The organism is Nocardia sp. NPDC003269 (assembly GCF_042888005.1).
GTDB lineage: Bacteria > Actinomycetota > Actinomycetes > Mycobacteriales > Mycobacteriaceae > Nocardia.
The window spans coordinates 30,395-46,917 of sequence record NZ_JBIAPA010000002.1 but is presented as its reverse complement, the minus strand read 5'-3'; the positions used below and the strand labels follow the sequence as shown (position 1 = coordinate 46,917).

Genomic DNA, 16,523 nt, shown 5'->3' with positions numbered 1-16,523 from the left:
GCCGAGTTCAGTTCGGCTGGTCCGCGGTAGCGCCGAGGACGCCGCGCACCACACTTTCCAGCGCCTCGGCGGTCTGGTCGAGCGGGCGGATGCTGCGCTGCGCCCGGCACAGCGCGACGGTGCCCTCGATGGCGGCGACGATCAGGGTGGCGGTCCGCTCGGCAGCGTCCGCGGTCGCGCCGTGCTCGCGCAGCGCGTCGGCGAGCAGGACGGTCCAGTGACCGAATGCCTCTGCGGCGGCGCGGCGTGGTTCGTCGTCATCGTCGGGCTGGTCTTCCACCGACACCGCCAGCACCGGGCACCCAGCCTGGAAATCGCTGTCCACCACGATCTTTCGCCACATGCCGACGAACGCGCGCAGACCGTCGACCGGACCGGCCGACAATTCCGCCGTCAGTTTGCGCACCGTCAGCGCGTCCGCCAGCCGCACCGCCTCGGCCGCCAGCTGCGACTTGCCGCCGGGAAAGTAGTGATACGTCGAGCCCAGCGGCGCGCCGGAGTGCTTGGCCAGCTCGCGCACGCTGGTCGCGTTCAAGCCGCGACGCCGCAGCATGTCGGCGGCACCGGCCACCAAGCGATCGCGCGCATCCGACTGCGCCATCCCACACCTCCTTGACCATAACGACCGTCATAGCGTACCGTCCGAGACTTATAACAGTCGTTATAACGGAGGTGTTCCCATGCCGATGATCCAGCTCACGCTGCCCGTGGACGTCCTGTCCGGCGCCGCCCGGCAGCGGTTGCAGAAGACGCTCGCCACCACCCTGCTCACCTGGGAAGGCGCACCCGACACGGCGTTCTTCCGGGCGCAGGCGTGGTGCCTGATCCACGAGGTGCCCACCGGCGCCTTCGGCACCGCCGAGGACGACCTGCCCCGCTTCCGGGTCGACGCCACCGTCCCCGCAGGCGCCCTCTCCGACCGCCGCAAGGCCGGTCTGGTGCGGCAGGTGACCGACGACGTCCTCGCCGCCGTCGGCCTCACCGAGGCCGACGCCCTGCGGGTCTGGGTCCTCATCCACGAGCAGCCCGAAGGCACCTGGGGCGCGGCGGGCAACATCATCCGCTTCGCCGAACTGAAAGCGCTCGCGGCCCAGGCCCGCGGCTGATGCGGGAACTGCACCTCGTCCGCGCCCACCACCTGGCCTGGCGCGAACGACCCGACCCGGTCCTGGAAGGGCCACGCGACGCGCTCGTCCGCCCGTTCGTCGCCGCCCGGTGCGACGGCGACACCCTGCCGATCCATCGCCACGTCTCCCGGGCCATGCAGGTCGGCGTGCGGGCCGGATTCATCGATCCGGTGGTCGCGAGCATCTGCGGTGACGTCCCGTTTCGCGGTCCGTTCGCCATCGGCCACGAGTGCGTCGCGGAGGTCGTGGCGGTGGGCGCCGAGGTCACCGGCCTCGCCCCCGGCGACCTCGTCATTGTGCCGTGGGCGGTGTCGTGCGGGGAGTGCCAGGAATGCGCGCGCGGGCTGACCGCCAAGTGCGCGACGACCCGCACCGGCACGTTGGCCGCGTTCGGTTTCGGACCGGCCAGCGGACCGTGGGGCGGCATGGTCGCCGATCTGCTGCGCATCCCGTTCGCCGAGCACATGCTGGTGCGGGTGCCCGCCGGGGTCGACCCGCTGCGGGTCGCCGCCGCGAGCGACAACCTCACCGATGCCTGGCGCTGTGTCGTCGGCCCGCTGGCCGAGCGACCCGGCGGTTCCGTGCTCGTCCTCGGCGGTGCCGCGCAGAGTATCGGCCTGTACGCGGCCGGACTGGCGGTCGCGCACGGCGCCGAGGTCGTCGACTACGTCGATCACCGGCCCGAACGCCTCGCGATCGCCGAAAAGCTCGGCGCCCGCGCGCATCCGATCGCCAAGGGCAAGCTGCGCCGGGCCGATCTCCCGCCCCGGCGGTACGACATCGCCGTCGAGGGCACGTCGACCGCCGCCGGGGTCGACGCGGCCCTGCGCGCCCTGCGACCGGGCGGCATCTGCACTCCGGTCGGCTACTACCTCGCGCCGGGCACCAAGGTGCCGCTGATGCACATGTACGCCACCGACGCGACGCTGAAAATCGGTGTCTCCCATGTCCGCCCGCATCTGCCGGACCTGCTCGCCTTCGTCGCCGAGACCGGGTTCCCGGCCGAGGAAGTCACCACCCTGCTGGCCGACTGGGACGACGCGCCCGCGGCCTACCGCGCCCACACCACCAAGCTCGTCCTGCATCGGGCGCCGCTGGGAGTGTCGGCGTAGCGGCGGATCAGGCCGCCAGCGCCAGGCTCTCGACGTCGAACCGGTCGGCGCTCGCGCGGGCGACCAGGCGCGCGACGGCGTCGGTGACCTGCGCGGGCTGCTCGAGGATCACCGAGTGGCCCGCGCCATCGATCTGCACGAAGTCCGCGTAGTCGACGGCGGCGGCCATGGCGATCGAGTGCGACGGCGGCGTCATCAGATCGGCGGAGCCGCACAGGATCAGCGTCGGGATCGTCGACAGCGTCGGCAGCGCGTCGGTGCGATCGAAGATCTTGAAGGAGCTCAGGAAGGTCGCCATCGTGACGATCGAGGTGGCGTTGTGCATCGCCTCGGCCAGCGCCAGCACTCGCGCGCTGACCTGGCGATCACCGAACTCGGCGGTCCGCACCACCGGCGCGAAGACCTTGCAGGCCAGCAGCTTCGCGCGCTGCATCAGCCGCGGCGCGCGCCGGACGGCGGCCTGGAAGACGCCGATGATCGGGTTGCGCAGCAGCCGCCCGAAGCCCGCGTCGGCGAGCCCGTTCGCGGCGGTCGCGACCAGCCCGACGCCGACGATGCGGGTGCCGATCTCTTCCCGGTACTGGCTGACGTAGGTCAGCACGGTCATCCCGCCCATCGAATGACCGACCAGCACGACCGGTCCGGTCGGGGCGACGGCGTCGAGCACATCGTGCAGGTCGCGGCCGAGCTGTTCGAGGGTGTAGGTCTGGCGCGGCGCCATCGCCGAGTCGCCGTGGCCGCGGTGGTCGTAGCAGACGACCCGCGCGCCGGGGTGCTCGCGCAGCAGCGTGTCACGCACATCGGTCCAGGACTCGGTGCGCAGGCAGTGCCCGTGCAGGAGGACCACGGTGAGGTCCGCGTAGCGCTGTCCGTATTCGCGGACCGCGAGCTCGACCCCGTCACCGGTGGTGACCGTGAACCGGCGCTCCGCGTTGGCGGTGATGCTGATCGACATCGGGACCTCCGGATCGGCTGACGGTGACAGGATCAACTCTCCGCCGAATCCGCCCCCGTCATCAGGTCCCCGAGTGCTGGCGCCGAACCACCGAGGGTGCGCAGAACCCCACCTTGGTGCCTACCGCGGCGTCGCCCCCGGTTCGAGCAGCCGCTTCGGGTGCATGCCGTCGACCTGGCCGACGAACGGTGGGTGGATGCTGTAGCCGAGCATGCGCCGGATGTCCTCCGAGACCCGGCGCACGGTGTCGCGGGTCATCGACAGGGTGAACGCCTCCTGCGGCCGCAACCACGGCTCGCAGTACTGCGCGGTGACGGCCAGGCGCGGGCGATCGGTGCGGTTGGCGCCGCCGCCGTGCCACAGGGTGCCGGGGAAGAACACGCACGACCCGGCGCGCATCACCACGGGTTCGCGGGCCTCGTCCGCGGGGAGCCGATCGCCCCACCGGTGGCTGCCCGGGATGATGTCGGTCGCGCCGTTGTCGGCGGTGAAGTCGTCGATGGCCCAGATCGTGGCCGCGCCGAGCGCGGCGCGGGGGCGCGGCAGCGGGTAGAAGCCGTCGTCGGTGTGCAGCATCTGCGCCTGCTCGCCGGGCAGGATATTGATCACCTGCAGCATCGACAGCAGGTAGTTCGGCTGGAACAGCCGGTCGAGCAGGGCCAGCACGCGCGGATGATCGGCGATGCGGTCGCAGCTCGCCGTCTTGTTCAGCACGCTGTACACCCGCTGGGTGGTGTGACCCTCGAACTGGTTGCGCCCGGGCCGATCCAGCAGCGGCGCCACCGCGGCCCGGATCTCGTCGAGCTGATCCGGCGTGAGCAGGTCCGGCAGGATGACGTACCCGTCGCGCAGCACCGCCGCCAGATCCGCCTCGGCGACGGCCGGATCGACCGCGGCCCCGCTGCTCGCGGTCCGCCGATAGGTCCCGGCCAGGTCGCCACCCAGGTCCGTCAACGAGGAAACTTCGCCGGTCATGGGCCACTCCCTTGAACATAACTGAGTTCTGTTATGTTTCGAATATGGCACGCGCCCCGATCGGACGTCAACAACTTCTCACCGCCGCCCGCGAGGAACTGGTCCGCGGCAACGGCGTCCTGGAACTGAGCGCGCTCACCCGCCGCGCCAAACTGAGCACCGGCGCGCTCTACCACCACTTCGGCTCCAAGAGCGGCCTGCTCGCCGCCATCTACGACGGCTTCTACGACGGCCTCCGCCACGCCATCGCCGACGCCCACCTCCCCGCCGACGCCGATTGGGCCACCCGCGAACGCGAACGCACCCACCTCTTCGTCGCCTACCACTACGCCGACCCCCTGGCCCCCATCCTCCTCACCCGCGCCGCCCTCGACCCCGAACTCGCCGAACTCGAAGCCGTCCACATCGAAACCATGAGCGCCATGGCCGCCGACAACATCCGCCACGGCCAATCCTTCGGCCAACTCCCCCTCGACCTCGACCCCGACAGCGCGGGCGCCTACGTCATCGGCGGCCTACGCCACGGCATCGCCCAGCAACTCCGCTCCACACCCCCGACCGACGAGCACCGAGCAACCGCCCGCCTCTGGCACCTGACCGCCGCTACCCTCGGAATCACCAGGAGCCAGGGGGGCACATGAAAGACAGCCGCGCAGCCGTGCGTCACCGTTCACGCGGATTCCGAATCGCCACGGCCACCGCACAAGTCGCACTCGGCTGCGCCGCCGGCTACCTGATCAACTGGGCAACCCTCCTCGCCACCCTCGACCTCCAGATCGCCACCGGGTGGAACCTGCCGTGGCTCACCGACATCTGGCTGATTCCCCTCGCGGTGACACTCGTCCTCATCACCGCCCTCTGGTCCAACCACCCGAAGATCAGAATCGCCCTGACAGCGGCAACGACGAGTTCCCTCCTGACCTCAGCATTCTTCGTCTGGATCTTCGCGACCTGGTAGCGCCGGCATCCGACAGTCGGGAAATTCGACCGTGGTGGAAAGGGTGCTCGGTGGGCTAGCGTTCGACCAGGACCCCGCTCGGTGGACTACGACCGTAGGAGATCGATATGCCGGAACCACGTGAACCCAGCGAGACCAAGGAAGAGATGACCTGGGATACCGACTCGTTCATCAACGACGAGTCGAATCCGCCCCTCGTCCAGTCCGTGAACTACGACACGGGCACCTCGGAGCGCCGCGACCGCCGTTGAGCCGGTTCCCCTCAGCGGAGGCCACCCATCGGGCCTCCGCTGGGTGGACCGCGGCGCTAGGCGTCCTTCGGCGGCGGGACGTGCTGGAGCAGGAACGGAACGTAGTCGGCCACCGCGGCTTCGAACGCGGCGCCGAGGTAGATGTCGAAATGCCCGACCGGATAGCGACGCACGGTCGCGGCCGGTGCCGAACGGGCGTACTCGAGCGTCGGGACCGGCGGTGCCACGGTGTCGTTGTCACACACCCCGAACAGGATGGGCGCCTTCACCGCCGCGGCCGCCTTACCGGGGAAGTACAGCGGGATATCGGCGGCGACGCGCGCATGCACGGCATTGGTGAACGCCATGCCCGGCGGCACCAGCGCGAGGTAGCCGTCGAGGACATCGGCCGCGTTCATCAGCGCGACCTCGCCCGGACGCCCGGCCAGCGGAATCATGACCGGCCCCTGCCCCGAGGACGATTGCGCCAGATCCTCGGCCGCCAGCGCGAGTGCCTTCGGCGCGGACAGGCCGAGCGTCATCGACGACACGGCACCGTCGGTGAACGGGCACTGGCTCACCACCGCGGCCACCCGGGGGTCCGCCTTGGCGATTTCGAGTACGTGCCCACCACTGAAGCTCGTCCCGAACAGCGCCACCGCCTCCGGATCGACGCCGGGAAGTGCCCGTGCGTAGGCGATGGCCGCGTGCCAGTCCGAGTGTTGCAGGCCGATATCGAGCAGCTGCCGCGGCTCGCCGGTGCTGGCGCCGAAGTGCCGGTAGTCGAAGGCGAGGACGATGTAGCCGGCGGCCGCGAAGCGCGCGGCGAAGGCGTCCAGCCGCATCTCCTTCACACAGCCGAGCCCGTGACCCATCACGACGACCGGGCGTTTGCGGGAGACATCGGCGCTCGGCCGATACAGCCAGGCGGCACACCGGTCCGCGCCGGAAGCGAAGGTGACGTTCTCACGAATGGCGTCCTGCGCGAACGATATTCCGGGCGCGAGCAGCAGCGGCGCGAGCGCGGCGGTACCGATCAGGAACGAACGACGGGAAACGGACATCGGATCCTCTCGGGAAACAGACTGCGCGGCTGCACTTCTCGGACGATGCACCGCGATGAGATATCGCGCGGCGGGCAGGTCCGGGCCGCACGACCGGGATCGCCGGTCCGCATGCCCCCGTCGGCAGCGCGCTGACACTCTGACAAATTTACGCAAATATGTCAACGCGTCGCAGCACGAACCCAGAGCAGATCCGGGATTGCCGGTGCGGTGGATCAACTCGCCGCGCGATATCGCGCGGCGGCACAGGTCAGGAGTGTTCGAGCCCGATCACGACCAGGGTCACGGTGCGCCGCAGCCGTCGGCCCGCCGACCGCAGATCGTCGATCTCGCGTTCCAGACCATAGGTCAGCGCGATCAGCGCGGCCGCGAGCTCCTCGGCCTCGCGCGGAGTCGTTCGCTCGCGCAGGATCTCGGCGACGATGCCGGTCAGCGCCGCGATGTGATCGTCGACCATGGTGCCGAGCCTGCGCGCGCCGTCGACCAGGAAGTCGGCGGCGTGCGCCGGACTGTCCCGGTGGAGCTGAGCGGCCAGCCCGAGTTTGCACTCCAGGACCGCGATCACTCGATCGGCCGTGGTGCCCCGGCGCTGCGCCGCCGCCGTGGCGGCAGCCAGCGAGCGATCCAGCATCCGCTCCGCCACCAGGCGAAACGCCTCGTCCTTGTTCTTGACCGACAGGTACAACGTCGGCCGCGACAGTCCGACCTCGCCCGCGATGTCGTCCATCGTGGCGCGCCGGAGACCATGGCGGGCGAAGCAGATGTACGCGGCATCCAGCACCGCGTCCAGCCGCCCGCTCACTTCGGACACGTCGGATCCCTCGAAAAGCCCTGTGGCCCTTTAGACGTTGAAGCGGAATTCGACGACGTCGCCGTCGGCCATGATGTAGTCCTTGCCTTCCATGCGGACCTTGCCCGCGGCCTTGGCGGCGGACATGGAGCCGGCCTCGACGAGGTCGGTGAAGGCGACGAGTTCGGCCTTGATGAAGCCGCGTTCGAAATCGGTGTGGATGACGCCTGCGGCCTTGGGGGCCGTGTCGCCCTGGTGGATGGTCCAGGCTCGGGCTTCCTTGGGGCCTGCGGTGAGGTAGGTCTGCAGGCCCAGGGTGTGGAAGCCGGCGCGGGCCAGGGCGTGCAGGCCGGGCTCGGTCTGGCCGATGGACTCGAGGAGTTCGAGGGCGGACTCGTCGTCGAGTTCGAGGAGTTCGGCTTCGACCTTGGCGTCGAGGAAGACGGCGTCGGCGGGGGCGACGGCGGCCTTGAGTTCGGCGACCTTGGCCTCGTCGGTGAGCACCGATTCGTCGGCGTTGAAGACGTAGAGGAACGGCTTGATGGTGAGCAGCGAGAGTTCGCGCAGCAGTTCGCCGTCGATCTTCTTGCCCGCGGCGAACAGGGTGGTGCCCTCGTTGAGGAACTCCTGGGCGACCTTGGCGGCGTCGAGCAGCGGCTTGCGGTCCTTCTTGACCTTGGCTTCCTTCTCGAGGCGCGGGATGGCCTTCTCGAGGGTCTGCAGGTCGGCCAGGATCAGCTCGGTCTCGATGACCTCGATGTCGGCGGTGGGATCGACGCGACCGTCGACGTGCACCACGTCGTCGTCGGCGAACACGCGCACCACCTGGCAGATGGCGTCGGCCTCACGGATGTTGGCCAGGAACTTGTTGCCAAGGCCCGCGCCCTCGGAGGCACCCTTGACGATGCCCGCGATGTCGACGAAGGACACCACGGCGGGCACGATCTTCTCGGAACCGAAGATCTCGGCCAGCTTGTCCAGCCGCGGGTCCGGCAGCGGGACCACGCCGACGTTGGGCTCGATGGTCGCGAACGGGTAGTTCGCGGCCAGCACGTCGTTCTTGGTCAGCGCGTTGAACAGCGTCGACTTTCCGACGTTGGGCAGGCCGACGATTCCGAGGGTGAGGCTCACGAGGAGCAGAGTCTACGCGGTGCGGCCGGTCACCGAACCACCGGAACCCGCCCCGCGCGGGCGGGGCGGGCCGACGGTGATCACGGAACCAGGACGACCTTGCCCAGGTTGGCGCGCTGCTCGATGACGGCGTGCGCGGCGGCGGCCTCGTCGAGGGCGAACTCGGCGTGCACGACCGGATGCAGCAGGCCGGAGGCGTAGAACTGCCAGACCTCCTGGCGCAGGTCCTCGTAGCGGGCCGGGTCGCGCTGGGCGAGGCGGCCGATCCGGAAACCGGACAGCGTCTTGCCGCCGGCCAGCAGGTCCTCGGTGTCGATGAGGCCGCCGCCGGTGCCGTAGGTGACGACCCGGCCGCCCTCGGCGAGCGCGCCGATCGCGGCGCCCAGCCCGGTGCCGCCGACACCGTCGAGGGCGAAGTCCGCCTGCTTGGCGGCCTGGAGCTGGTCGTAGGTGACGACCTCGTCCGCGCCGAGCCCGCGCACGAAGTCGGCCTTGGCCTCGTCCGACACCGCCGCGACGACCCAGCCCGCGCCACGGACCCGGGCCAGCTGCACGGCGAGGTGGCCGACGCCACCGGCGGCGGCGGTGATCAGGGCGGTCTCGCCCTCGCGCGGGGCCGCGGTGTCGAGCGCGCCGAGCGCGACCAGGCCGCTGCGCATCAACGCGACGGCGTCGACCGCGGACGCGCCGTCGGGAATGGCCGAGGCCTGGTCGGCGGGCAGCACGACGTACTCGGCGTAGGCGTCGGCGCACAGGCCGACGACGCGATAGCCGGGTGCGTAGCCGTCGACGCCGTCACCGACCGCGACGACCTCACCGGCCACCTCGGCCCGCAACTGCTGCGGGCCGCTGATCCGCCGGATCGCCGACAGGGTGACCCCGATGGCCTCGACCTTGACCAGCAGCTCACCGGGACCGGCCACCGGCACCTCGGCCGCGACGACCTCGAGCACCTCCGGACCACCGCTGCGCTCGTACCGAACTCGCCGCATGACACCTCCTGAGATTGGGCGAAGGCGCAACGGTAACCGCCTGAGTGCGCGTAACCACAGCTCACGGACCTGTGAGTGCGAAATCTCACCGCCGCGCACCGGGCGCGGCGAGCACCTTCACAGAATGGTTACCCCGCACGGGAGCGCGGGACGCGTGCGCCACACCACATCGCTCACGACCCTGGTCGCTGCCACTGTTTCCGGCGTAGCGTGACGCGTATGGAGTCGACCACGGAGGTGGTGACCGCGGCCCCAGCGCCGATCCTGGCGGCCTTCATCGACCGCTACATCGGCTACCGGCTCGCGGGGTTCGAACCCGGCCTGCACCGGGGCCTGCCCTCGCGGCACATGACCTTCATCGTCGCCATCGGCCCGACCATCGACGTGGTCGAGCACACCGATCCGCACCAGGCGCCCGGCAGCTACCGCTGTGTACTCAGCGGCCTGCAGGCGACCCCGGCGATGATCTCGCACACCGGTTTCCAGGAGGGCATCGCGATCGAGCTGACCCCGCTGGGCAGCCGGGTCCTGTTCGGGATGCCCGCGAGCGAGCTGTGGGACGTCTCGATCGAATGTTCCGACGCCGGTGGACCGCTGGGTGACCAGCTCGCCGATGCCGTGCAGTCACAACCGGATTGGCCCGGCCGCTTCGCCGCCTGCGATCGGGCGCTGACCGCGGCGGCGCGCACCGAAACCCTCGCCGGACCCGAACTGTCCTGGGCCTGGCGCACCCTCGTCGGCACCGGCGGTACCTGCGAGATCACCCCGCTGGCGCAGCGGATCGGCTGGAGCCGCCAGCATCTGACGCGCAAGTTCACCGCCGAGTTCGGCGCGAGCCCGAAACTGGCCGCGCGGATCATCCGGTTCGAGCGGGCGCGGCGGATGCTGGCGAACACGCCGTCCTATGTCTCCATCGCCCAGGTCGCCGCCGCCTGCGGCTACTACGACCAGGCTCATCTGAACCGCGACTTCGCCGAGCTGGCCGGCTGCGCCCCGACGACCTGGCTGGCCGAGGAGATTCCATCCGTCCAAGACCCGAACGCCCCCGAGGCGAGAGGCTGAGCACATGGACACTTCCACCAACACCCAGACCGCGGTCTGGCCCTGCCTCGCCTTCGACGACGCTCGCGCCATGATCGAATTCCTCACCACCGCCTTCGGTTTCGACGAGGTCGCCGTCTACGCCAGGGAGGACGACGCGTCGGTCGTCGAACACGGCGAACTGCGCTGGCCCGCGGGCGGCGGCATCATGTTCGGCTCCACCGGTCGCGACGACAGCCCCTTCGGCACCCGCCCCGCCGGCGTCGCCTCGCTCTACCTGGTCACCGACGAGCCCGACGCGCTGCACGCGCGGGCCACCGCGGCGGGCGCCCGCCTCATCCGCGGCCTGCGCGACGAGGACTACGGCTCGCGCGGGTTCACCGTCGCCGACCCCGAAGGCAACCTCTGGAGCTTCGGCACCTACCGCGGCGAATGACCCGCTGAACAAAATTTCATCTTGGCCGCGACGGTGGGTGATCCTGTCCGGCGCGCTGGGCCGATCGGCTACGTTGTCGATGTTTCACCCGAGGCTCTGCGCGTTATACCAGGAGAGTTGGCACATGGCGACCATCGAATATCTGCGGACCGACCCGGACTTGCCTCCGGTCGGTGTCGTCGATCGCACCCCGATCACGCCCGCCAAGAAGGCCGTGTTCGCGGGGATCGCCGTGCTCGGCGCGATCGCCTGGGCGATCATCGCGTTCGTCCGCGGTGAGTCGGTCAACGCGGTGTGGATCGTCATCGCGGCGGTCTGTACCTACATCATCGCGTACCGGTTCTACGCGCGGTTCATCGAATGGAAGATCACCAAGCCGCGCGACGATGTCGCCACCCCCGCCGAGATCTACGACAACGGCAAAGACTTCATGCCGATGGACCGGCGGGTCCTCTACGGTCACCACTTCGCCGCGATCGCGGGCGCCGGGCCGCTGGTCGGCCCGGTGCTCGCCGCGCAGATGGGGTACCTGCCCGGCACGATCTGGATCATCGTCGGCGTGGTCTTCGCCGGCGCGGTGCAGGACTACCTGGTGCTGTGGGCCTCGACGCGCAGGCGCGGCCGCAGCCTCGGGCAGATGGCGCGCGACGAGCTCGGCACGGTGGGTGGTGTCGCCGCGATCGTGGCGATCCTGGCCATCATGACGATCCTGCTCGCGGTGCTGGCACTGGTCGTCGTCAACGCGCTCGGGGAGAGCCCGTGGGGCGTGTTCTCGATCGCGATGACCATCCCGATCGCCCTGTTCATGGGCGTGTACCTGCGGTTCCTGCGGCCGGGCCAGGTCGGCGAGGTCTCCGCGATCGGCATCGTGCTGCTGCTGGCGGCGATCGTCGGCGGCGGCTGGGTGTCGGAAACCGAGTGGGGCGCCGACTGGTTCACCCTCTCGCGCACGACCATCGCCTGGTGCCTGATCGCCTACGGCTTCTTCGCCTCGGTGCTGCCGGTGTGGCTGCTGCTCGCCCCGCGCGACTACCTGTCGACATTCATGAAGGTCGGCACCATCGTGCTGCTGGCGGCGGGCATCCTGATCACGATGCCGGTGCTGAAGGCGCCCGCGGTCTCCGAATTCGCGCACACCGGAACGGGTCCCGCGTTCGCGGGCAGCCTGTTCCCGTTCCTGTTCATCACCATCGCCTGTGGCGCGCTGTCGGGTTTCCACGCGCTGGTCTCCTCGGGTACCACGCCCAAGCTGCTGGCCAAGGAATCCAACGCCAGGATGATCGGCTACGGCGGCATGCTGATGGAGTCGTTCGTCGCGGTGATGGCCATCATCACGGCCTCGATCATCGACCAGCACCTGTACTTCGGCATGAACGCGCCGCTCGGGCTCACCGGCGGCACTCCGGAAAAGGCCGCGGCCTACACGAATACGCTCGACCTGTCGGGCCCGCCCGCGACGCCGGAACTGTTCGCCGACGCGGCCGCCGACGTGGGTGAGAAATCGATCATCTCGCGCACCGGTGGCGCGCCGACGCTGGCGGTCGGCATCTCCGAGGTCTTCCACAAGTTCCTCGGCGGCGAGTCGATGAAGGCGTTCTGGTACCACTTCGCGATCATGTTCGAGGCGCTGTTCATCCTCACCACGATCGACGCGGGCACCCGGGTGGCCCGGTTCCTGGTCTCCGACGCGCTGGGCAACTTCGGCGGCGCGTTCACGAAGTTCCGCGATCCGTCCTGGCGGATCGGCGCGTGGCTGTGCTCGCTGCTGGTCGTCGCGGGCTGGGGTGGCGTGCTGCTGATGGGCGTCAACGATCCGTTCGGCGGTATCAACGCGCTCTACCCGCTGTTCGGCATCGCCAACCAGCTGCTCGCCGCGATCGCGCTGACGATCGTGCTGACCATCATCATCAAGCGCGGCCTGCTGAAGTGGGCCTGGATCCCCGGCGTCCCGCTGGTCTGGGATCTGCTGGTCACCATGACCGCGTCCTGGCAGAAGATCTTCTCCGCCGATCCCAAGCTGGGCTACTGGAAGCAGCACAGCCTGTGCCAGGCCGCCAAGGAGGCGGGCACGGGCTGCCTGACCGCGAAGACGCCCGAGCAGGTCGACATCGCCATCCGCAACACCTTCATCCAGGGCACGCTCTCGATCGTGTTCGCGGTGCTGGTGCTGATCGTCACCGTGGTCGGCGCGATCGTGTGCGCGCGGGCGATCCGGTCGGGCACGGTGTCGAGCACCGAGTCCGAGGAGCAGCCGTCGAAGATCTTCGCGCCCAGCGGTTTCGTCTCGACCGCCGCGGAGAAGGACGTGCAGAAGGAGTGGGATGTGCTGATCGCCGAGGGCAAGGTGACCGCACCCGGATCGGCGCACGTGTCGTGAGTGTGTCGCGGGACGGGAGCGGCCGGTTCACCGGATCGGCCGCCCCCGCCCCTGCGGCCACGGCGCCGCGCCCGGCCGCGCCGGCGCTGCTGTCGCGGGTGTGGGCGGGCGTGCGCGGGGTCGCCCGGTGGTACAGCGCGATCAACGGCGGCCAGGACTACCAGCGCTACGTCGACCATCTGCGGCGCACCCACCCCGGCTGCCCCGTCCCCAGCGAACGCCAGTACTGGCGCGACCGCTACGCCGAAGCCGAGCGGAATCCGACCACCCGCTGCTGCTGACATCGGCCTCCATATCGTTTATCGTTAATATCGAAAAACGATAAACGGGGGGTCGATCATGCCTACGTCATCCGCATTCCGCTGGTCCGGTACCGACAATGCCGTGCTCCGGGCCGTGCTTCTCCTCGCGATCGGGATCACCGGTCTCGTCGCGGCCTATCAACTGCTGTGGATCGCCGCGCTGGTGCCCGTGCGCGGTGGCGGCCATCCGACAGCGATCGTCGTGGACCGGCCGGGTGACATCGCCGCGCCGGTCGTCGACGCGAGAACGGCGGGAGATGTCGGCGTCGCCGTCGACGGGAACCTGACGATCACCTTCCATCAGCCCGATGCCGTGGAGCGACTGCTGCTCGCGACGCCCGGGCTGCTGCTCGCCGCGGCCGTCCTGGTCGCGCTGATCGCGGTCCTGCGGATCGTCGGGACCCTGGCGCAGGGCGACCCGTTCGTCGCGCCGAATGTCCGCCGGATCTACACCGTCGCGGGCGCGGTCCTCGGCGGCGCGCTGCTGGTTCCGACGGTCGCGGCGTTCACCAGGGCCGAACTCCAGTCCCGGGCGCTCGACGGCCACGATCTGGTGCTGCTGCGGTTCACGATCGACGCCGGATCGCCCACCCTCGCAGCACTTCTCGTCGGGATGGTGCTCGTCGCGCTGGCCGAGGTGTTCCGGCGCGGCACCGCGCTGCGCGACGACACCGCGGGCCTGATCTGATGCCGCCGGAAGAAGCAACGGGCGTGCGCGTGCACCTCGACCACCTGCTCGCCGAGCGGGGGCTGACCCTCACCGAACTCGCGGAGCGGGTCGGGATCACCGTGGTCAATATGTCGGTGCTCAAGAACGGGCACGCGAAGGCCATCAGGTTCTCCACCCTCGCCGCGCTGTGCCGGGAGCTGCAATGCCAACCGGGTGACCTCATCAGCTACGAATTACCGTCATCGGGTCACCGGGGATAGTGGCCGATTTCCGCTAGCGACCCGCTCGCTTCGCGGGCATTGTGGAACCCGTGACGATCACGGCTTTGGACTTCGAGCGCTGCTACCGTGCGGTCTCGACCCGGGACTCCCGCTTCGACGGGCAGTTCTTCACCGCGGTGCGCACGACCGGTATCTACTGCAGGCCCTCCTGCCCCGCGATCACACCCAAGCGGGCCAATGTCTCCTTCCTGCCCACCGCCGCGGCGGCCCAGCAGGCCGGGTATCGCGCCTGCCGACGGTGCCTCCCCGACGCCGCGCCGGGCTCGCCGCTGTGGAATGTCCGGGCCGATCTGGCCGCGCGGGCCATGCGGCTGATCGGCGACGGGGTGATCGAACGCGGCGGCGTGCCCGCGCTCGCCTCGACCCTCGGTTACTCCCAGCGACAGCTCACCCGGGTACTCACCACCGAACTCGGTGCCGGACCGCTGGCCCTGGCCAGGGCGCATCGCGCGCACACCGCGCGGCTGCTGATCCAGACCACCGAGATGCCGATGTCCGACATCGCCTTCGCGGCCGGGTTCGCCAGCATCCGCCAGTTCAACGACACCGTGCGCGAGGTGTTCGCGGTCAGCCCGACGACCATGCGCACGGAGTCACGGCGCTCACCGCGCTCCGATGCCGTCGCACCCGCCGCGCCGGGCCTGCTCACGCTGCGCCTGCCGTACCGGGAGCCGCTCGACACCGGGTGGCTGGCGTGGTTCCTGTCCGCGCACACCGTGCCCGGCATGGAGCTGTGGGAGGACGGCGTCTACACCCGCGGGCTGCGAACTCCGCACGGGCACGCCACCGTCCGGTTGTCGTTCCAGCCGGGACACGTGCGCGCCGAACTGGCGCTGCGCGACATGCGCGACCTGGCGCCGACAGTGGCGCGCGTGCGGCACCTGCTCGACCTGGACGCCGATCCGCAGGGCATCGACGAGGGTCTCGGCCTCGCCGTCCCGGACAACGGACTTCCCGTCGTCGCGACGGCGGCTCCCGGCCACGGGTTCGGACCGGGCATTCGCGTGCCCGGCTGCCTCGACGGCCCGGAGTTGTTGCTGCGCACCATGATCGGTCAGCAGATCTCGGTCCAGGCGGCGGCGACCCACACCGCGCGCCTGGTCGGCGCCCTCGGCGATCGGATCGACGGCCCGGCACCCCGGCTGTTCCCCACCCCCGACGTGGTCGCCGAGCGCGGCGCGGAGGTACTCACCGGACCGGCCCGCCGGGTGTCGGCCGTCGTGGCGGCGGCACGGGCGATCGCCGAGGGCGAGCTGGTCCTGCACTCCGGCCGCACGGCCGCCGAACTACGCCGCGACCTGCTCGCGCTGGCCGGCGTCGGGCCCTGGACGGCCGACTACGTCACCGTGCGCCTGCTCGCCGATCCGGACATCCTGCTCGGCACCGACCTGGTCGTCCGCCAGGGCGCGACGCTGGCCGGCGTCGACCTCGACCACACCACCCGCTGGGCGCCGTGGCGCTCCTACCTGTCCATGCACCTGTGGAAGACGGCACTCGAACATCGCGGCGTCATCGCCGCGCCCCGCCCTTCCCGCCCCGTCAACGGAAGCGAAGCATCATGACCGACACCAGCATTCGACGCGCCGACATCGCCACCGTCGCCACCCCGATCGGACCGTTCACCGCCATCGTCGACGCCGACGGCGCGGTCCTCGCCTCGGGCTGGACCGCCGACCCGGCCGAGCTCACCAGCGTCATCCACGCCACCCTGCGTCCCGTCGAGCTGCGGCAGCGGGACGCGCTCGGCGAGGTCACCCGGGCGGTGACCGCCTACCACGCCGGCGAGCTCACCGCGATCGACGCGATCACCGTGCGCCAGCGCTCCGGCGAGTTCCTCACCCACGCGTGGGAGGTGCTGCGCAAGGTGCCCGCGGGCGAGCCGGTCACCTACACCGAGTTCGCCGGGCTGTCCGGTCGGCCGGCGGCGACCAGGGCCGCGGCGAACGCGTGCGCGCGCAATGCCGCGGCGCTGTTCGTGCCGTGTCATCGGGTGCTGCGGATCGGTGGCGCGCTGGGTGGGTTCCGCTGGGGACTCGACGCCAAGCGGTGGTTGCTCGCGCACGAGGCCTGAGACAGTAAGGC

General features: G+C 70.2%; 20 protein-coding genes. 13 read left to right on the top strand and 7 right to left on the bottom strand.

Features of this window, described 5'->3' with window-relative positions:
• Window positions 1-7 precede the first annotated feature (7 nt).
• Entirely contained in the window at window positions 8-601 is a 594-nt protein-coding gene (locus tag ACFYWJ_RS10845) for a helix-turn-helix domain-containing protein (RefSeq protein ID WP_355276440.1), read from the bottom strand.
• Between the two features lie 79 nt (window positions 602-680).
• Here ACFYWJ_RS10845 and ACFYWJ_RS10840 point away from each other — a divergent pair, with 79 nt between their 5' ends.
• The gene (locus ACFYWJ_RS10840) at window positions 681-1,106 is read left to right on the top strand and encodes a tautomerase family protein (RefSeq protein WP_355276442.1); all 426 of its coding nucleotides are present in this window, start codon (window positions 681-683) and stop codon (window positions 1,104-1,106) included.
• Complete coding sequence (locus tag ACFYWJ_RS10835) at window positions 1,106-2,239, top strand: alcohol dehydrogenase catalytic domain-containing protein (protein ID WP_355276444.1); 1,134 nt, start codon at window positions 1,106-1,108, stop codon at window positions 2,237-2,239. The genes ACFYWJ_RS10840 and ACFYWJ_RS10835 overlap by 1 nt, the downstream gene beginning before the upstream one ends.
• A gap of 7 nt (window positions 2,240-2,246) precedes the next feature.
• On the opposite strand, the gene ACFYWJ_RS10830 is transcribed toward ACFYWJ_RS10835, so the two are convergent.
• Together ACFYWJ_RS10830 and ACFYWJ_RS10825 are read right to left on the bottom strand one after the other, a co-directional pair.
• The gene (locus tag ACFYWJ_RS10830; protein ID WP_355276446.1) at window positions 2,247-3,194 is read right to left on the bottom strand and encodes an alpha/beta hydrolase; all 948 of its coding nucleotides are present in this window, start codon (window positions 3,192-3,194) and stop codon (window positions 2,247-2,249) included.
• Between the two features lie 120 nt (window positions 3,195-3,314).
• Window positions 3,315-4,169 carry a phytanoyl-CoA dioxygenase family protein gene (locus tag ACFYWJ_RS10825; RefSeq protein ID WP_355276448.1) on the bottom strand — a complete coding sequence of 285 codons (855 nt, stop codon included), beginning with the start codon at window positions 4,167-4,169 and terminating at the stop codon, window positions 3,315-3,317.
• 44 nt (window positions 4,170-4,213) lie between these two features.
• On the opposite strand from ACFYWJ_RS10825, the gene ACFYWJ_RS10820 reads away from it, so the two are divergent.
• The 3 genes from ACFYWJ_RS10820 to ACFYWJ_RS10810 all read left to right on the top strand — a co-directional run bounded on the left by ACFYWJ_RS10820 (window position 4,214) and on the right by ACFYWJ_RS10810 (window position 5,378).
• Entirely contained in the window at window positions 4,214-4,810 is a 597-nt protein-coding gene (locus tag ACFYWJ_RS10820) for a TetR/AcrR family transcriptional regulator (RefSeq protein ID WP_355276450.1), read from the top strand.
• Complete coding sequence (locus ACFYWJ_RS10815) at window positions 4,807-5,127, top strand: hypothetical protein (RefSeq protein ID WP_355276452.1); 321 nt, start codon at window positions 4,807-4,809, stop codon at window positions 5,125-5,127. The genes ACFYWJ_RS10820 and ACFYWJ_RS10815 overlap by 4 nt, the downstream gene beginning before the upstream one ends.
• 107 nt (window positions 5,128-5,234) lie before the next feature.
• Complete coding sequence (locus ACFYWJ_RS10810; protein WP_355276454.1) at window positions 5,235-5,378, top strand: hypothetical protein; 144 nt, start codon at window positions 5,235-5,237, stop codon at window positions 5,376-5,378.
• Window positions 5,379-5,434: 56 nt separating this feature from the next.
• On the opposite strand, the gene ACFYWJ_RS10805 is transcribed toward ACFYWJ_RS10810, so the two are convergent.
• The 4 genes from ACFYWJ_RS10805 to ACFYWJ_RS10790 all read right to left on the bottom strand — a co-directional run bounded on the left by ACFYWJ_RS10805 (window position 5,435) and on the right by ACFYWJ_RS10790 (window position 9,334).
• The gene (locus ACFYWJ_RS10805) at window positions 5,435-6,421 is read right to left on the bottom strand and encodes an alpha/beta hydrolase (RefSeq protein ID WP_355276456.1); all 987 of its coding nucleotides are present in this window, start codon (window positions 6,419-6,421) and stop codon (window positions 5,435-5,437) included.
• 250 nt (window positions 6,422-6,671) lie between these two features.
• Entirely contained in the window at window positions 6,672-7,232 is a 561-nt protein-coding gene (locus ACFYWJ_RS10800; RefSeq protein WP_355276458.1) for a helix-turn-helix domain-containing protein, read from the bottom strand.
• 30 nt (window positions 7,233-7,262) lie between these two features.
• On the bottom strand, window positions 7,263-8,342 hold the full coding sequence (ychF, locus tag ACFYWJ_RS10795) for a redox-regulated ATPase YchF (RefSeq protein WP_355276460.1): 1,080 nt from the start codon (window positions 8,340-8,342) through the stop codon (window positions 7,263-7,265).
• A gap of 80 nt (window positions 8,343-8,422) precedes the next feature.
• The gene (locus ACFYWJ_RS10790) at window positions 8,423-9,334 is read right to left on the bottom strand and encodes a zinc-binding dehydrogenase (RefSeq protein ID WP_355276462.1); all 912 of its coding nucleotides are present in this window, start codon (window positions 9,332-9,334) and stop codon (window positions 8,423-8,425) included.
• Window positions 9,335-9,553: 219 nt separating this feature from the next.
• Here ACFYWJ_RS10790 and ACFYWJ_RS10785 point away from each other — a divergent pair, with 219 nt between their 5' ends.
• The 8 genes from ACFYWJ_RS10785 (at window position 9,554) to ACFYWJ_RS10750 (ending at window position 16,512) form a co-directional block, all read left to right on the top strand.
• Complete coding sequence (locus ACFYWJ_RS10785) at window positions 9,554-10,396, top strand: helix-turn-helix domain-containing protein (RefSeq protein ID WP_355276464.1); 843 nt, start codon at window positions 9,554-9,556, stop codon at window positions 10,394-10,396.
• 4 nt (window positions 10,397-10,400) lie between these two features.
• The gene (locus ACFYWJ_RS10780) at window positions 10,401-10,811 is read left to right on the top strand and encodes a VOC family protein (protein ID WP_355276466.1); all 411 of its coding nucleotides are present in this window, start codon (window positions 10,401-10,403) and stop codon (window positions 10,809-10,811) included.
• Window positions 10,812-10,935: 124 nt separating this feature from the next.
• Window positions 10,936-13,188 carry a carbon starvation CstA family protein gene (locus tag ACFYWJ_RS10775; RefSeq protein ID WP_355276468.1) on the top strand — a complete coding sequence of 751 codons (2,253 nt, stop codon included), beginning with the start codon at window positions 10,936-10,938 and terminating at the stop codon, window positions 13,186-13,188.
• A gap of 110 nt (window positions 13,189-13,298) precedes the next feature.
• Entirely contained in the window at window positions 13,299-13,469 is a 171-nt protein-coding gene (locus ACFYWJ_RS10770) for a YbdD/YjiX family protein (RefSeq protein ID WP_355276576.1), read from the top strand.
• A 58-nt stretch (window positions 13,470-13,527) separates the two neighbouring features.
• A complete protein-coding gene (locus tag ACFYWJ_RS10765; RefSeq protein WP_355276470.1) occupies window positions 13,528-14,178 on the top strand; it encodes a DUF2975 domain-containing protein in 651 nt (216 codons plus the stop codon).
• A complete protein-coding gene (locus ACFYWJ_RS10760; protein WP_355276472.1) occupies window positions 14,178-14,420 on the top strand; it encodes a helix-turn-helix transcriptional regulator in 243 nt (80 codons plus the stop codon). Before ACFYWJ_RS10765 ends, ACFYWJ_RS10760 begins: the two co-directional genes overlap by 1 nt.
• A 41-nt stretch (window positions 14,421-14,461) precedes the next feature.
• Window positions 14,462-16,003: an Ada metal-binding domain-containing protein gene (locus ACFYWJ_RS10755; protein WP_355276474.1), complete on the top strand. Its 1,542-nt coding sequence runs from the start codon at window positions 14,462-14,464 to the stop codon at window positions 16,001-16,003.
• Window positions 16,000-16,512, top strand: a complete 513-nt coding sequence (locus tag ACFYWJ_RS10750; protein ID WP_355276476.1) for a methylated-DNA--[protein]-cysteine S-methyltransferase — start codon at window positions 16,000-16,002, stop codon at window positions 16,510-16,512. Before ACFYWJ_RS10755 ends, ACFYWJ_RS10750 begins: the two co-directional genes overlap by 4 nt.
• Window positions 16,513-16,523: the final 11 nt, after the last annotated feature.

Coding starts and splice junctions, on each gene's coding strand:
- ACFYWJ_RS10845 (WP_355276440.1), bottom strand. CDS start 601: ATGGCGCAGTCGGATGCGCGCGATCGCTTGGTGGCCGGTGCCGCCGAC.
- ACFYWJ_RS10840 (WP_355276442.1), top strand. CDS start 681: ATGCCGATGATCCAGCTCACGCTGCCCGTGGACGTCCTGTCCGGCGCC.
- ACFYWJ_RS10835 (WP_355276444.1), top strand. CDS start 1,106: ATGCGGGAACTGCACCTCGTCCGCGCCCACCACCTGGCCTGGCGCGAA.
- ACFYWJ_RS10830 (WP_355276446.1), bottom strand. CDS start 3,194: ATGTCGATCAGCATCACCGCCAACGCGGAGCGCCGGTTCACGGTCACC.
- ACFYWJ_RS10825 (WP_355276448.1), bottom strand. CDS start 4,169: ATGACCGGCGAAGTTTCCTCGTTGACGGACCTGGGTGGCGACCTGGCC.
- ACFYWJ_RS10820 (WP_355276450.1), top strand. CDS start 4,214: ATGGCACGCGCCCCGATCGGACGTCAACAACTTCTCACCGCCGCCCGC.
- ACFYWJ_RS10815 (WP_355276452.1), top strand. CDS start 4,807: ATGAAAGACAGCCGCGCAGCCGTGCGTCACCGTTCACGCGGATTCCGA.
- ACFYWJ_RS10810 (WP_355276454.1), top strand. CDS start 5,235: ATGCCGGAACCACGTGAACCCAGCGAGACCAAGGAAGAGATGACCTGG.
- ACFYWJ_RS10805 (WP_355276456.1), bottom strand. CDS start 6,421: ATGTCCGTTTCCCGTCGTTCGTTCCTGATCGGTACCGCCGCGCTCGCG.
- ACFYWJ_RS10790 (WP_355276462.1), bottom strand. CDS start 9,334: ATGCGGCGAGTTCGGTACGAGCGCAGCGGTGGTCCGGAGGTGCTCGAG.
- ACFYWJ_RS10785 (WP_355276464.1), top strand. CDS start 9,554: ATGGAGTCGACCACGGAGGTGGTGACCGCGGCCCCAGCGCCGATCCTG.
- ACFYWJ_RS10780 (WP_355276466.1), top strand. CDS start 10,401: ATGGACACTTCCACCAACACCCAGACCGCGGTCTGGCCCTGCCTCGCC.
- ACFYWJ_RS10775 (WP_355276468.1), top strand. CDS start 10,936: ATGGCGACCATCGAATATCTGCGGACCGACCCGGACTTGCCTCCGGTC.
- ACFYWJ_RS10765 (WP_355276470.1), top strand. CDS start 13,528: ATGCCTACGTCATCCGCATTCCGCTGGTCCGGTACCGACAATGCCGTG.
- ACFYWJ_RS10760 (WP_355276472.1), top strand. CDS start 14,178: ATGCCGCCGGAAGAAGCAACGGGCGTGCGCGTGCACCTCGACCACCTG.
- ACFYWJ_RS10750 (WP_355276476.1), top strand. CDS start 16,000: ATGACCGACACCAGCATTCGACGCGCCGACATCGCCACCGTCGCCACC.